Here is a 13,615-nt window from a genome sequence, read left to right as displayed (position 1 = left end):
TGATTTGCAATTGTGCATCATAGAACTTGTTAAATGAGACGACCTAGCATAGGTTGCCAAACGATAAAAAGAAAGCGTGAGGGAAGTTACCATGGCCACTGTCAATAAAAAGCAATCGACTTCATCCAGCAACTCGGGATTCGTTCGCGGAACAATGCTTCTGTCGGGAGCATCCCTGATTTCACGAGCCCTTGGTTTGATTTATCTGTTTCCTTTTCAATTTATGGTCGGAGCGACAGGTATCATGTTCTATACATATGCCTACAACTATTATGCGATCATGATTGGGATTGCGACGGCAGGAATTCCAGTCGCCGTCTCAAAATTCGTCGCTAAATACAATGCGCTCGGCGAATATGATACGAGTGAACGCTTGTACCGGTCTGGACTGAAAATCATGTCCTTGACCGGGGTGTTATCATTCATCGCACTTTTTTTACTCGCACCTTATCTTGCGCATCGCGCGATTCCTGGAGGGGACGTCAATTCGGCTGGGTATGTCGATGCCGTCACGATGACGATTCGTGGAGTCAGCTTTGCATTACTGCTGATCCCACCGATGAGCATGACGCGTGGTTATTTCCAAGGATATCAATCGATGGGACCAACGGCGATTTCACAGATTCTCGAACAACTCGTTCGGATCCTGTTCTTACTTGCCGGCGTCAGTATCGCGATTTATCTGTTTGATGCCGATGCGGCTTGGGCAGCGACGATCGCGACATTCAGTGCATTCATCGGAGCGATCGGTAGTGTCGCCGTCCTCGTCTATTACTTCCGTAAACGAGCGCCTGGATTAAAAGAGTTACGCGAGAGTCAGACGGTTCGTTCACCAAATCGTCCGTTAACGGATCTTTACAAGGAACTGTTGACGTATGCGATTCCAATCGTCATGGTCGGATTATCGACACCGCTGTACCAAGTCATCGACCAAAACACGATGAATGCGGCATTACAAAGCATTGGTTATACACTCGAAGCAGCAGGAAATGCTACGGCCTATTTGATTGCCGATAGTCATAAAATCGTGTTGATCCCTGTGTCCGTCGCAACAGGGTTGTCGTTATCAGCGACGCCATTACTGACGGCATCGTTTACGCAAGGGGATATGAAGAAGGTTAAAAAACAAATTTCGCAAATCTATCAGTTGGCATTTTTCGTCACGATTCCAGCTGTCGTCGGAATGATTTTATTGAGCGAGGAAACGTTCCATGTCCTCTTCCCGAAAGACCAGGAAGCATGGGTCTATCTCTTGAGCTATGCTCCGAGTGCATTGTTCTTGGCACTCTATTCCGTAACAGCGGCAGTCTTACAAGGAATCAACCGGCAATACTTTACAATCATTGCGACACTTGCCGGACTACTGACGAAGTATTTGTTGAACGCGCCGTTGATTCATTTGACGGGAGACGGAACCGGTGCCGGGTATGCAACAATCCTCGGTTATGTCGTCGCAACAGGATTAATGTTCTTCCGCATCACACAAACAGTGGAGTTTCCATTTAGCAGTGTCTTGCGTCGAACGTCATTAATCATGATCATCAGCGCGCTGATGGGTATCGGGGTTGCGCTCGTAAAGTGGGGGATGCTTGCATTCCTCCCGAAAACGACAATCGCGTCACTCGCGATTTTGATTGTCGGAGCGGGAATCGGTATCGTAATTTTTGCCGGTTTAGCCATTTGGACGGGACTGGCCGAAGCAGTATTAGGAAGAAAATTTTCATTGAAACGAGGACGGGGCAATGCGGCTAGATAAATTGTTATCCAACATGGGAGCAGGCTCCCGTAAAGAAGTAAAACAACTCTTGAAATCCGGTGCGATTCAAGTTGATGGTGAGATCGTCCTTGATCCGAAACAGCATGTCGATGTCGAGACACAGGATATCCTCATGTACGGTGAACCTGTCGTCTACCAAAAGTACATCTATTTGATGATGAACAAACCACCCGGTGTGATCAGTGCGACTGAAGACAAACGCGATCAGACCGTGGTTGAGCTATTGTTTGAGGACGTGACGTACTTTAAACCGTTCCCGGTCGGACGGCTCGATAAAGATACGGAAGGTTTGTTATTGTTGACGAACGATGGTTCGTTTAACCACGCCTTGATGTCACCGAAGAAGCATGTTGCAAAAACATATTACGCGGAAGTGATCGGGACGTTGACGGAAGAAGACGTGATTGAAGTACAAGAAGGTGTCACGTTAGAGGACGGGTATAAAACGAAACCGGGCAAACTCGTAATCTTAGAGGCGACGGATGAGACATCGACGCTGGAGTTGACGATTACAGAAGGTAAGTTCCATCAAGTCAAACGGATGATGCTTGCGTTAGGGAAAGAAGTGACGTATTTAAAACGTCTATCGATTGGTGAGTTACCACTCGACACAACACTCGAGCCCGGTGAGTATCGTGAACTGACACGTGGCGAGTTAGCATTGTTTGACTGGACACCGGAATAAGCAAGTCATGATACGCATTGAAAACGCTCCTGCACATGGCAGGAGCGTTGTTTTTTTATCAATTGAAAAGTAGATTAAACGTTCCGGAGTGCTTCCGCGATTGGGAAGGGACCGCTCAGTACTTCGAATTGACGTGTTTGTGTTTTATGATCGACTAATGTCACGAGCAGTGTCGCGACGTCGGCACGTGGGACTTTACGGTCTTCGTAAGAATCGAAGTGTTCTTTTATCTCGACAGTTCCACTTGCATCCTCATCACTCAATGGACCAGGACGGACAATCGTGTAATCGAGACCACTCTCTTTTAAGTGTTTGTCAGCAGCGGCTTTGGATTCGAGGTAGACTTTCAATTCGCCACTCGGATTCTCCGTTCCGACCGAACTGAGCATGATAAAGCGCTCGATGCCGTTTGCTTTTGATGCATCGATGACTTTGATGGCGCCATCTTTATCGACGGCACGTGTCAACTCGTCCGATGCGCCACCGGCACCCGCTGCGAAGATCGTAACATCAGCGTCTTTGACGACATCTGACATATCTTCTGTTAAATCACCTAAGCGTACTTCAGATGCACCGAGTGCGATTAAATCGTTAATTTGATTTTCTTCCCGCACAACAGCAATTGCCTGGTGTTGTCCTTGTTTCGCGATCAATTCAACCATTTTTCGACCAGTCGTTCCGTTTGCTCCAATAATAATGATATTCATCTCAATCATCTCCTTCTCTAGAGTAGGTATACCCGTCTGTTAAAAATAAAAACAAAAAAGACGCGAAAGATTCGCGTCGTAAAGGAAACATAGAGTTGAAACTACTTGCTCAACCGGCTTGTCGTTGCTTTTTACTTGATGTCCAAGTACCGCGTCTTGGGCTTACAATGAGATCGTTGTATTCGAGCACATTCAAATCCCGTTGGACGGTCCTTGATGTGATACCAAACTCTTCAACCAACTCTGCTGTCGTAGTAGCTCCGTTCTCGTTGATAAAGAGATAAATCGACTTAATTCGGGTCAACATACGGTCTGTAGAATCTTTCATTGTTGTAACCACTCCCCCAATGGATAGAATAGGTGTTCTAAAACTTCGGGTGACAATAGACGGTGATCTATCAAGTTGTTTCGTCTTTAGTATAACTCTTTCAGTATAGAATGCAAGTAATTTAACCGAACGTTATTGAAAAAAACACATAGAATAAACATGTTAATGCGAATGAATAGTGAATTAACGACTTCGAACGTTCGCTTTAGAAGGTATTATCAAAGAATTAAGATTTTGGATGTTCGTAATTGCCGAACATTCGCTATACTAAACAGGTGAACGTATTAACGGATAAGGGAGAGGTGTCACATGGTAAATTGGAAAGAGGAAGTTTTGGCGAGACGCGAAGCACTACTCACGGACTTAAAAGAACTATTACGGATTCCGAGTGTACTCGATGAAACGACGATGCAAGAGGGTGCGCCATTTGGTTTAGAAGTCAAACGGGCCCTCGATTGGATGTTGGCGACAGGGGAACGGGACGGTTTCAAAACAAAAAATGTCGACGGCTATGCCGGTCACCTCGAATATGGTCAAGGGGAAGAGCTGCTCGGGATTCTTTGTCACCTCGACGTCGTTCCTGCCGGGGGGGATAACTGGACATATGGTCCGTTTAATCCGACGCTTGCAGATGGGAAATTATATGCGCGTGGTGCGATTGACGACAAGGGACCGACGATTGCTGCCTACTATGCTTTAAAAATCGTCAAAGAACTGGGACTACCTTTATCGAAACGGATTCGTTTGATTGCCGGGGGAGATGAGGAAAGTGAATGGCGTTGTGTCAATCACTACTTTAAACATGAAGAGATGCCGACGATTGGTTTTGCGCCCGATGCCGATTTCCCGATCATCAATGCTGAAAAAGGATTGTATGATGGGTTGTTGACTCAAGGGAAACCAGCTCAAACGGCAGATACGGGGTATCATCTCGTGACGTTTGAAGGGGGAGAGCGTCCGAACATGGTACCGGGACATGCGACGGCGACGGTCCGTGTAGCAGAATACGGATCGATTGAATCTGCGTTCCATCACTATCTTGAAGAGCAAGGGCTGACTGGGAAAGTGAAGCAAACGGCAGAAGGTCTTGTCTTTGACGTCTTCGGAGTAGCAGCTCATGCGATGGAGCCGGATAATGGGAAAAATGCGGCATTGTACCTCGCACGTTTCTTAAGCACACTTCATCTGGATTACAATGGACGTCGTTACGTCGAACTTGTCATGCATATGTTCCGTGACTCGCGGGGAGTCGCACTTGGTGTCGCAGCATCTGACGAGACAGGGGACTTGACGATCAATGGTGGAGTCTTCCGTTATGCAGATGAACAGGGAACGGCCTCACTCAACATTCGTTATCCACATAGTGCCGACTTCACGGAGCGGTTACAATTGATTAAAGAAGCAGCCGCCGCTTATGGTTTTGAACTTCAAACGCGGACACATATGCCACCGCACCATGTTGATCCAGAACATGAATTGATTCAAATCCTCAGTGCGGTCTATGAACGCCACACGAATCAAAAAGCAGACTTGATTGCAATCGGCGGAGGAACGTATGCCCGGTCATTAACAGCGGGTGTTGCCTTTGGTCCTGTTTTCCCTGGTGGTCCGGAAGTCGCCCACCAAGTCGATGAATATGTTGATTTTGAAGAGTTACTGTTAGCGGTCGCCATTTATGCGGAAGCGATTTATGAGCTAGCCAAATAATAAGGACATGAATCCCCCGGCACAGTGATGACGGGGGATTGATTCTTGAAAGGAAGTATCTTGCGTGATTAACCGTCAAAAATATCATTTTCAGGCGCTCTACTTTTTTATCTTCTTTGGGCAAGGTGCACTCATTCCGTATTTAACCCTTTATTTTTCAAATGATAGCTTTCAATTATCTGGTACTGAAATTGGAACGATTGTTTCGATTGGTCCGATTTTATCGATTTTACTCCAACCGTTATGGGGAATTGCTGCCGACCGGATTGGACGACCGAAACGGCTGTTACTCGTTGCGCTCCTCGCAGCAGCAGGATTCACGGTCAGTTATTTAGTGACGTCCGTTTATTTATTGTTACTACTGATTGCGTGTCTCTGGGCATTGTTCCAGTGTGCACATATTCCGTTAGTCGATACACTCGCCATCGAATTTTCGAAACGGAAATCAGTCGATTATGGTGCGTTACGTCTATTTGGTTCGGCTGGTTTCGCACTTGCTGTTTTCATACTCGGGCAGGTGACAGAAGGTGGAGCACTCGGGGCGATATTTTTTGCAAGTGGTGCCGCTCTCGTGCTTGCTTTCATCGTCTTGATCGGTGTTGAAGAATCACCTGTAAGCGTTACGGTCATGGACCGTGTGCCGATTTCTCGTCTGTTTTCAAACAAACGTTTCTTATTATTTTTAGCAGGTGGAAGTTTAATCTTCGGACCGATTTTTGCAAATAACTATTACTTCGGGAGTTACGTCACGATACGGGGAGAGTCGACAGCCCTCGTCGGAACCTTATTTTTCGTCGCCGTTCTATGCGAGATCCCGTTCATGCGGATTGCGACGCGGATGTTGATGCGGTTTGGTGCGATTCCCGTGCTCGTTCTTGTATCGATTTTATCTGCCGTCCGGACAGGTGTGTTAGCATTAGAGCCACCCATCCTTATGCTTTGGTTATTAGCAGCACTTCAAGGGGTGATTGTCGGTTTGTTGATCCCCGTTGCATTAGACTACGTTCGTTCGCTTGTCCCAGCATCCATTGTGGCGACGGCCGTCAGTACATACATGGCGACGACAACTGGTCTCGCGACGGCAGCTTTTAACTTAATGAGTGGATTTGTCCTTCAACATTGGACGATCTATGCTGTCTTTTGGGTATATACAGGTAGCAGCCTGATTGGGGCAGTGCTCTATGTAATCAGTGGGAAAATCAAGGAGTGATTGATTTTGGAACGACATTACTTTATCGCGATTCCCGTACGGTCCAGCGAGTTGGAACGATTAGCGGAAGGTGCGAAATTAGAGCGTTGTTATAAAAACGTCTATGACCGTACAGAATACCATTTAACGTTACGTTTCCTAGGGGCGTTAACTGAAGAAGAGGTAATCACGTGGCAACGGGCGCTCAAAGCACTTGCTCGCGTGACACAACCGTTTACGATAAAGATGGATCGTGTCCTGACGTTCGGTGTTGCTGAACGTCCCCGCGTCTTCACTGTCGGAGTCGAAGATTCAGCCGTATTATCGCGACTTGTCGATCAAATCGAACCAGATCGGCATCAATCATTCGTTCCGCACATAACGCTTGCGAAACGATGGGACGCGACATATAAGGGACCTGTTCCTGACCTGTCATTGAATCTACCGCTTGATGTGAACGAATTCATTTTATATGAAATTGACCCGTATGCCCGTCCGAGATATCGAGTCCATACCTTAGTTACATGCGAGAAAGAACAGTGAGGTGAAATCATGGCTCTATTGATGAAACTGTATGATTTAGAAAGTAAATATGAAAAAAACCCGCTTGACGTCTCGAAGCGGTTTAAAGAGCAGCAACAGCGCGATTATGCCACTGTTCTCAAGCAATGGGAACAAGGGGAGTTGTTTCCTGGTGAGACGATCGTCCGCCCTAAAAAGTGGTGGCAATTTTTTAAGCAACCGGACGTCGTAGAACTACCGGGTAAACAAATTTCGAAACCGGCATTTGATAAGTGGTATAAAAAACGTGTCGAAATCCAGAAGCTTCTATATGTAGCAGGAGGAGCGACGGAAGAGGATATCTGGCGCTTACCGCTCCGGAGACACCTCGATTTTTATCAAATGGTCCATTTATTGAACGATCAATTTGGCCTCTTTTATCGTGCCGTCATTCATTACCAACAAGGAGAAGTGGAGCTGAGTTCCTTTATTGTCGGACCGTCTGCCATCTATTTACTCGACTGGTTAGATGGTGAAGAAAGCATTTATCACATCAAACGAGAACGTCTCTGGCTCGAACAGCCATTCAAGGCACCGGCTAAAAATATTGTTAATCCTTTAGTCAGCTTAAAGCGGACGGAGGATGTCTTGCGTCTCGTGTTGGGACGGGAACTTGACATCCCGATCGAAAGGGTTGTCATCGCCGCTAAAGGGTATTTCGATAAACTGCCGAAAGAGTCGACGACGACCTATGTCAGTAAAATCGATTTTCTACATTGGATACAAAAAATGAATGCGTCAGCACCATACACGAAAGCCTTTCAGATGCGCGTCTGTGAAAAGTTACTCAAAGAGATGTCGTCAATCACTTTTCAGATGGCAGTCCATGACCAAGAAAATGAACGGATCCAACCATAAGGGAGGGAGCGGCAGGGATTTTAGAATTGTCGCGTAGCTATGACGAAAATGAAAAACGACGAACCTGAACTAAAACGACCGCAATTGATTTCAGCGGAGTTTTTGACGTTTCAAACGATTTTAGTCGAAGCAGAAACCGATTTTGATTCGACTGAGCTGCAAGTAGTTAAAGGAAAGCTTGCCTGTGCCTTTGATCTCGTTTCTTATGACCAAGACGGAAATACGTCAAAACTTGTTTTGCGGATGAACGGAGCAGTCGAATTAGAAAGCACATATGAACTAGTGGCGAACGGTCAGGACCGAATCCGGATTGTGCCGAACCGGATCGTTCAAACGCAACAATTTGATCATAAATACAGTTATGAAGGACCGCTCGGAATTCAGCTGGAAGAAAATAGGTTCGTTCTTCATGTCTGGTCACCAATCGCGGAACGGATGGAATGTGTCCTGTATGATGCGGACGAAAATCTTCTTGAGGTGTTAGAAATGGAACGTGGTGAGCGGGGGGTTCATACGGTTCAAGTATCGCGTGTGTGGGAACATTCCTTATATCGTTACCGTGTCACGACATACCGCGGGATCGATGAAGTCGTTGATCCCTATGCAAAAGCGATTACGGCAAATGGTCAGTTCGGTGTCCTTCTCGATGTCACGCGGGAGATCGGACAGCGATTCCCGAAACGTAAAAAACGTCCGATTCTAGTGAAGCCGACGGATGCTGTCATTTATGAAGCGCATATTCGTGATTTTACGATTGATCCTTCGTCTGGTGCCACCCACCCCGGGCAGTATGCAAGTGTAGCGGAGCAGGGGACGGTTTCGCCTCAAGGAAGATCGACGGGGCTCGACTATCTGGTCGAGTTAGGCGTGACACACGTTCAGCTGTTACCGGTACATTTTTTTGGTTCGACGGATGAAATCACACGTGCTCCCTACAACTGGGGCTATGACCCTGTCAATTGGTTTGCGTTAGCTGGAAGTTATGCCAGTGACGCAATCGACCCGCGGACACGGATTTTTGAGTACGCCGAGATGATTGAACAGCTGCATGCTTCAGGAATCCGGGTCACGTTTGACGTCGTGATGAATCATGTTTACATCCGGGAACAGTCAGCGCTCGAACACTTAGTGCCAGGTTATTATTTCCGATATGAAGCAGACGGCACGCTTGCGAATGGAACGGGGGTAGGGAACGATACAGCATCTGAACGGTTCATGATGCGGCGGTTGATTCTTGATTGTGTGACGTACTTTGCGGACGTTTTTCGACTAGATGCCTTCCGCTTCGATTTGATGGGAATCCATGATATCGAGACGATGAATGCACTTCGTGCGTCGCTCGACATCATCGACCCGACGATTCTCGTCTACGGAGAAGGATGGGACCTCGCGACACCGCTACCGGATCGGCGGAAAGCTACCAGTGTATCTGCTGCAAGAATGCCAGGGATTGGACATTTTAATGATGTGTTTCGGGATGCCCTCAAAGGATCGACCTTCCATGAAATGGATCAGGGGTTCGTCTCCGGTGACGGGTGGAAGGAAGGTGAGGTCCGAAATGGGATTGCGGGAAGTGTCACGCTTGAGAATCAAACGTACGGACGATTCCCCGAGCCGACCTATTCGATTAACTACGTCGAAGCGCACGATAACCACACGTTGTTTGATAAGTTGAGACTTGCCCGACCGGATCTTGACGAAGAAGGCTGGTTACGGATGAGTCGTCTTGCACAAGCGATCGTGATTTTGGCGGAAGGCATTCCATTCCTTCATGCCGGACAAGAATTTGGACGGACGAAACAAGGTGTCGAAAACAGCTACAATGCGCCAGATGAAATTAATCGACTGGACTGGCATCTTCGGGATCAGCGGTTTGCAATGGTCGACTATATAAAAAGTTTGATTCAAATTCGACGGATGCACGGAGGATTCCGATTGCACCGTGCCAATCAAATTCAAGAGCTCGTTCACTTCCTGCCGATGCAACCGGGAGTGATTGCATACGAGGTCAACGCAGTCCATTCTTATGATGCGTGGCAACGGACATTAGTCGTCCATAATGTGACGACGGAAACGATTGAGATTGCGCTTGATCATCCGATGTGGAATGTCCATGTCAGAGGAGACGAAGCGTCCGTCACGCCGATTGAGAAGGGTGTCGTTAAGATTCAAGTGCTTCCATTGTCAACGACGATTGCGACATGTTAAGATAATCATTGTGCCTTAGGGCAAATCTATTAAAAAGTTGAGCGGATTATGATGGAATTAGATATTTTAGATGCGCTTGGCGAAGGCTGGACCCTTACGCCAGCAGGCGGAATTACAGGAGAAGCCTATATTGCTTCGACTGGACAGTCAAAATTGTTTTTAAAACGGAACTCGTCTCCTTTTTTAGCAATCTTATCAGCAGACGGAATCGTTCCGAAGTTACTTTGGACAAAACGGATTTATAGCGGCGATGTCATCAGTGCGCAACAGTTCATCGAAGGTCAGGAACTTGAACCGGAGATGATGGGGCGACCAGAAGTGGCACGACTGCTAGGTAAAATACATGATTCAAAAGAGTTGTTGTTCATGTTGCAACAGCTTGACCAACGACCGATTGAACCAGATGAAATGTTACGTCAGTGTCGTCTGTACTTCCAGCCGTCTGAATTACGTGACGCCCCTCTGATTGAGCAAGCGATTGCTTACTTGGAGTCACATTTGTCGCTTGTTAGAACGGATGAACAAGTCGTCTGTCATTCAGACTTAAACCACAACAACTGGTTGACTGGAGCAGATGGTCATCTGTATCTAAACGACTGGGACGACGCCATCATTGCCGACCGTGCATATGATTTAGGGATGATGCTCTATAGTTACGTCGATGAAGAATATTGGCCGGAGTGGTTCGCGAGTTACGGTCATCCGTTGACAGTTGAGTTGAAGCAACGGATGCATTGGTATGTAGTGGCACAAGCCGTCCTATCGATTTATTGGTACGAAAATGCAGGTCATCCAGATGCGCCGGAAAGTTATCTGTTCCTCGCGCAATTACTTGAAAATGAACTTTAATGTGTAGTTGGTTGGTTAAAGAATGCCCAAACCGAGGTGGAGGTCACAGGTATCTGTGATGCTCCATCTTTTTTTTGAAGTACCTAAATAAGATGTGCCACATGATTTCATAAAAAACCGCCAAAGCGTCTGAATCGCTTTGGCGGTTTTTTCGAAAAGAAGGCATCAACCTTCGGCAATTTTAATTTCTTGTTCGATGTCATGGCTTTCGAGATCGGCTTGTTGGTAAGCGACCGTCGTCGGCAGACGTAAATCGAGACGGGGTTTTTCTTCGAATGAGACGGTGACATTCTTGACCGTATAATCGAAGACGTGTCCGCCCCCTTCACGGGCATGATCGATAAAATGCAGATGATACCCGGCGACAGCAATTCCGTGACCGAAGCGCGGAGTATAGTAGCCGGCAAGTGTCCCTTCTGTCTGTTCGAAAGTCCGGGCACTTTGCGTCGCGACGGCTTCCGTGATCGGGACGAATGGTTTTTCTTGTCGCGCGACCGTCCGTGTTTTGACTTCCGAGAACTGTCCATCGATTCGCACGGCATAAAAGCTGTTGATTGTCGTCAGTTGCGAACTTAACCAGTGTTCGAAGTCTTGTTTAGTCATTTCTTGGTCCACGTGAAGCGATTGTGTCGGGGTGAACCGTGTCAACGTACAAAACGGGGTTGTCGTTTCAGGATCGAGTGGTCGCGCACTCCCATCAGAACGCAGTTGATAAAAGGTATTATCAAAACCAATCATTTCTCCGTCGAGATGGTCGAAGGTTCCGATGCCGAAGTCACGTCCGTCAAGAACGGATGCATAACTGACCTCGCTTTCGAAGACACCGTCGAGTAACGCCATCATCGTCGAGATTTGAAGTAACGTATCATCGTTCGTCATCTGCTCATCTCCTTATTAGTTTAATTGATCCAAGTGTACTTCTTCACCGAGGGCGATGTTATCGCTGTAATCAATCGGGACATCAACGATGACGGGACCTTCTGTTTTCCAAGCCTCTTCCATGACAGCGACGAGTTCTGAAGGATGGTTGACGCGTAAGCCTTTTGCACCAAAACTTTCCGCGTACTTCACGAGATCAACATCACCGAACGATGTTCCTGATTTCCGTTTGTATTTCATCTCCTGTTGGAATGCGACCATATCGAAGCCGCTATCACGCCAGACGAAATGGACGATTGGTGCGTTCAGGCGGACGGCTGTCTCAAGCTCCATCGCGGAGAAGAGGAACCCGCCGTCACCAGAAATCGAGACGGCTTTTTTACCGGGGCGGACGAGTGTCGCCGCGATTGCCCAAGGTAATGCAACACCAAGCGTCTGCATCCCATTACTGAACAAGAGATGGCGGGGTTCGTACGAACGGAAGTGACGCGCCATCCAGATGTAATGTGAACCGACATCCACCGTCACGGTGACATCGTCCGCAATCTGTTCACGGAGTGTCTTCATGAAATACAGTGGGTGCGTTAAAGATGAATCCTTTAAGACAGGTGGAATGTCTCGTTCGACGAGTCGTTGTTGTAAACCGTTCAAGAACTTCTCCGTGCTGTGTGACAAGGTGAGCGGCTTTAGGCGATCCGATAACGCATCAATCGTTTTTGCGACATCACCGACGAGCTCGCGGTCAGGACGATAGAAGTGATCGATTTCAGCGCGCATTTGGTCGAGGTGGATTAATGTCCGTTCGTTCGTTGGTTTATTCCAAAACTTCGGATCGTAGCCAATCGGGTCATAACCGATCGATAAGACGAGATCTGCTTCTGCAAGTAATGCATCACCAGGTTGGTTACGGAACAGACCGACACGACCATAGAAATTAGACTCTAAGTCACGTGACAACGTCCCAGCAGCTTGAAACGTTTGGACGACGGGAATCGATACACGGTTCAATAAAGCGCGAATCGCTTTGACGACGTCCGGTTGACTGGAACGCATACCAAGCAAGAGGACGGGAAGTTTTGCTTGTTCGATGAGTGTTGCCGTCTCTTCGACCCATTCTTCTGGTGCAATCCCGAGTTTTGGTGTCGGGACGGCTTTAAAGGACGTGACGTTTGATTCGTTTAGACCGACGTCTTGCGGGATGCTGACGAAAGCAGCGCCTGATGTCGTCTCCGCTGTCCGGAAAGCATTCGAGAGGACTTCCGGGATGTTATCCGCGTCCTGAACTTCTGCACTGAAGTTCGTGATTGGTGTAAAGAGCGCTTGATTGTCCATTGATTGGTGTGTCCGTTTGAGTCGGTCGGCACGTGTAACGGCACCGGCGATCGCGACGACCGGGTCACCTTCCGAGTTCGCCGTGACGAGACCTGTCGCGAGATTCGATGCGCCTGGTCCGGACGTGACGAGGACGACCCCTGGTTTATCCGTCAGGCGGCCGATCGCTTGTGCCATAAAAGCGGCATTTTGTTCGTGACGGGCGACGATTAATTCAGGACCACGATCTTGAAGGACGTTGAAGACGGAATCAATTTTTGCTCCGGGGATTCCGAAGATGTATTCGACGCCTTGCTCAATCAATGTATCAACAACCAAGTCAGCCCCTGTTTTTTTCTGTACTAAATTTTCTTTCCCTCTGTTTTCGTTTTTGTTCATTACAATTCTCCTTCTTTATCAACGTATTTTGTCGATTGATAGCTGTAATATAAAAACTGTTTCATCGAAATTATACAACTGTTTTAGTCAGAAACCAACCGTAATCCTTTAGAAAGTAAAAAAGGCATCTTGTGACAGAACACAAGATGCCTACTGA

General features: G+C 47.4%; 12 protein-coding genes. 8 read left to right on the top strand and 4 right to left on the bottom strand.

Features of this window, described 5'->3' with window-relative positions; translation table 11 throughout:
• Window positions 1-91: 91 nt before the first annotated feature.
• Together KNQ04_RS01850 and KNQ04_RS01845 are read left to right on the top strand one after the other, a co-directional pair.
• Complete coding sequence (locus KNQ04_RS01850) at window positions 92-1,756, top strand: putative polysaccharide biosynthesis protein (protein ID WP_214846921.1); 1,665 nt, start codon at window positions 92-94, stop codon at window positions 1,754-1,756.
• On the top strand, window positions 1,743-2,462 hold the full coding sequence (locus KNQ04_RS01845; RefSeq protein ID WP_214846920.1) for a pseudouridine synthase: 720 nt from the start codon (window positions 1,743-1,745) through the stop codon (window positions 2,460-2,462). Before KNQ04_RS01850 ends, KNQ04_RS01845 begins: the two co-directional genes overlap by 14 nt.
• Before the next feature lie 74 nt (window positions 2,463-2,536).
• Here the strand turns inward: KNQ04_RS01845 and KNQ04_RS01840 are convergent, their stop codons facing one another.
• Complete coding sequence (locus tag KNQ04_RS01840) at window positions 2,537-3,169, bottom strand: SDR family oxidoreductase (protein ID WP_214846919.1); 633 nt, start codon at window positions 3,167-3,169, stop codon at window positions 2,537-2,539.
• A gap of 109 nt (window positions 3,170-3,278) precedes the next feature.
• The gene (locus tag KNQ04_RS01835; RefSeq protein WP_214846917.1) at window positions 3,279-3,497 is read right to left on the bottom strand and encodes a DeoR family transcriptional regulator; all 219 of its coding nucleotides are present in this window, start codon (window positions 3,495-3,497) and stop codon (window positions 3,279-3,281) included.
• A 309-nt stretch (window positions 3,498-3,806) separates the two neighbouring features.
• Here KNQ04_RS01835 and pepV point away from each other — a divergent pair, with 309 nt between their 5' ends.
• From pepV to KNQ04_RS01805, 6 genes are all read left to right on the top strand, one after another.
• Window positions 3,807-5,204: a dipeptidase PepV gene (pepV, locus tag KNQ04_RS01830; protein WP_214846915.1), complete on the top strand. Its 1,398-nt coding sequence runs from the start codon at window positions 3,807-3,809 to the stop codon at window positions 5,202-5,204.
• A 64-nt stretch (window positions 5,205-5,268) separates the two neighbouring features.
• Complete coding sequence (locus tag KNQ04_RS01825) at window positions 5,269-6,414, top strand: MFS transporter (protein WP_214846913.1); 1,146 nt, start codon at window positions 5,269-5,271, stop codon at window positions 6,412-6,414.
• Between the two features lie 6 nt (window positions 6,415-6,420).
• Complete coding sequence (gene thpR, locus KNQ04_RS01820) at window positions 6,421-6,936, top strand: RNA 2',3'-cyclic phosphodiesterase (RefSeq protein ID WP_214846912.1); 516 nt, start codon at window positions 6,421-6,423, stop codon at window positions 6,934-6,936.
• Window positions 6,937-6,945: 9 nt separating this feature from the next.
• Window positions 6,946-7,812: a hypothetical protein gene (locus KNQ04_RS01815; protein ID WP_214846911.1), complete on the top strand. Its 867-nt coding sequence runs from the start codon at window positions 6,946-6,948 to the stop codon at window positions 7,810-7,812.
• A gap of 39 nt (window positions 7,813-7,851) precedes the next feature.
• Complete coding sequence (pulA, locus tag KNQ04_RS01810; protein WP_251136813.1) at window positions 7,852-10,020, top strand: type I pullulanase; 2,169 nt, start codon at window positions 7,852-7,854, stop codon at window positions 10,018-10,020.
• Window positions 10,021-10,071: 51 nt separating this feature from the next.
• Window positions 10,072-10,869, top strand: coding sequence for a phosphotransferase family protein (locus KNQ04_RS01805; protein ID WP_214847385.1), 798 nt, complete (start codon window positions 10,072-10,074; stop codon window positions 10,867-10,869).
• Between the two features lie 165 nt (window positions 10,870-11,034).
• On the opposite strand, the gene budA is transcribed toward KNQ04_RS01805, so the two are convergent.
• Window positions 11,035-11,748, bottom strand: coding sequence for an acetolactate decarboxylase (gene budA / locus KNQ04_RS01800; RefSeq protein WP_214846910.1), 714 nt, complete (start codon window positions 11,746-11,748; stop codon window positions 11,035-11,037).
• Window positions 11,749-11,763: 15 nt separating this feature from the next.
• A complete protein-coding gene (alsS, locus tag KNQ04_RS01795; protein WP_214846909.1) occupies window positions 11,764-13,458 on the bottom strand; it encodes an acetolactate synthase AlsS in 1,695 nt (564 codons plus the stop codon).
• Window positions 13,459-13,615: the final 157 nt, after the last annotated feature.

Source organism: Exiguobacterium sp. s193, assembly GCF_018618755.1.
GTDB lineage: Bacteria > Bacillota > Bacilli > Exiguobacteriales > Exiguobacteriaceae > Exiguobacterium_A.
This window is presented reverse-complemented; position numbering and strand designations above follow the sequence as displayed.

Excerpts from the sequence above, each read along its gene's own strand:
- pulA (WP_251136813.1), top strand. The coding sequence starts at position 7,852 with ATGACGAAAATGAAAAACGACGAACCTGAACTAAAACGACCGCAATTG.
- pepV (WP_214846915.1), top strand. The coding sequence starts at position 3,807 with ATGGTAAATTGGAAAGAGGAAGTTTTGGCGAGACGCGAAGCACTACTC.
- KNQ04_RS01850 (WP_214846921.1), top strand. The coding sequence starts at position 92 with ATGGCCACTGTCAATAAAAAGCAATCGACTTCATCCAGCAACTCGGGA.
- KNQ04_RS01840 (WP_214846919.1), bottom strand. The coding sequence starts at position 3,169 with ATGAATATCATTATTATTGGAGCAAACGGAACGACTGGTCGAAAAATG.
- KNQ04_RS01845 (WP_214846920.1), top strand. The coding sequence starts at position 1,743 with ATGCGGCTAGATAAATTGTTATCCAACATGGGAGCAGGCTCCCGTAAA.
- KNQ04_RS01815 (WP_214846911.1), top strand. The coding sequence starts at position 6,946 with ATGGCTCTATTGATGAAACTGTATGATTTAGAAAGTAAATATGAAAAA.
- budA (WP_214846910.1), bottom strand. The coding sequence starts at position 11,748 with ATGACGAACGATGATACGTTACTTCAAATCTCGACGATGATGGCGTTA.
- KNQ04_RS01835 (WP_214846917.1), bottom strand. The coding sequence starts at position 3,497 with ATGAAAGATTCTACAGACCGTATGTTGACCCGAATTAAGTCGATTTAT.
- alsS (WP_214846909.1), bottom strand. The coding sequence starts at position 13,458 with ATGAACAAAAACGAAAACAGAGGGAAAGAAAATTTAGTACAGAAAAAA.
- KNQ04_RS01805 (WP_214847385.1), top strand. The coding sequence starts at position 10,072 with ATGGAATTAGATATTTTAGATGCGCTTGGCGAAGGCTGGACCCTTACG.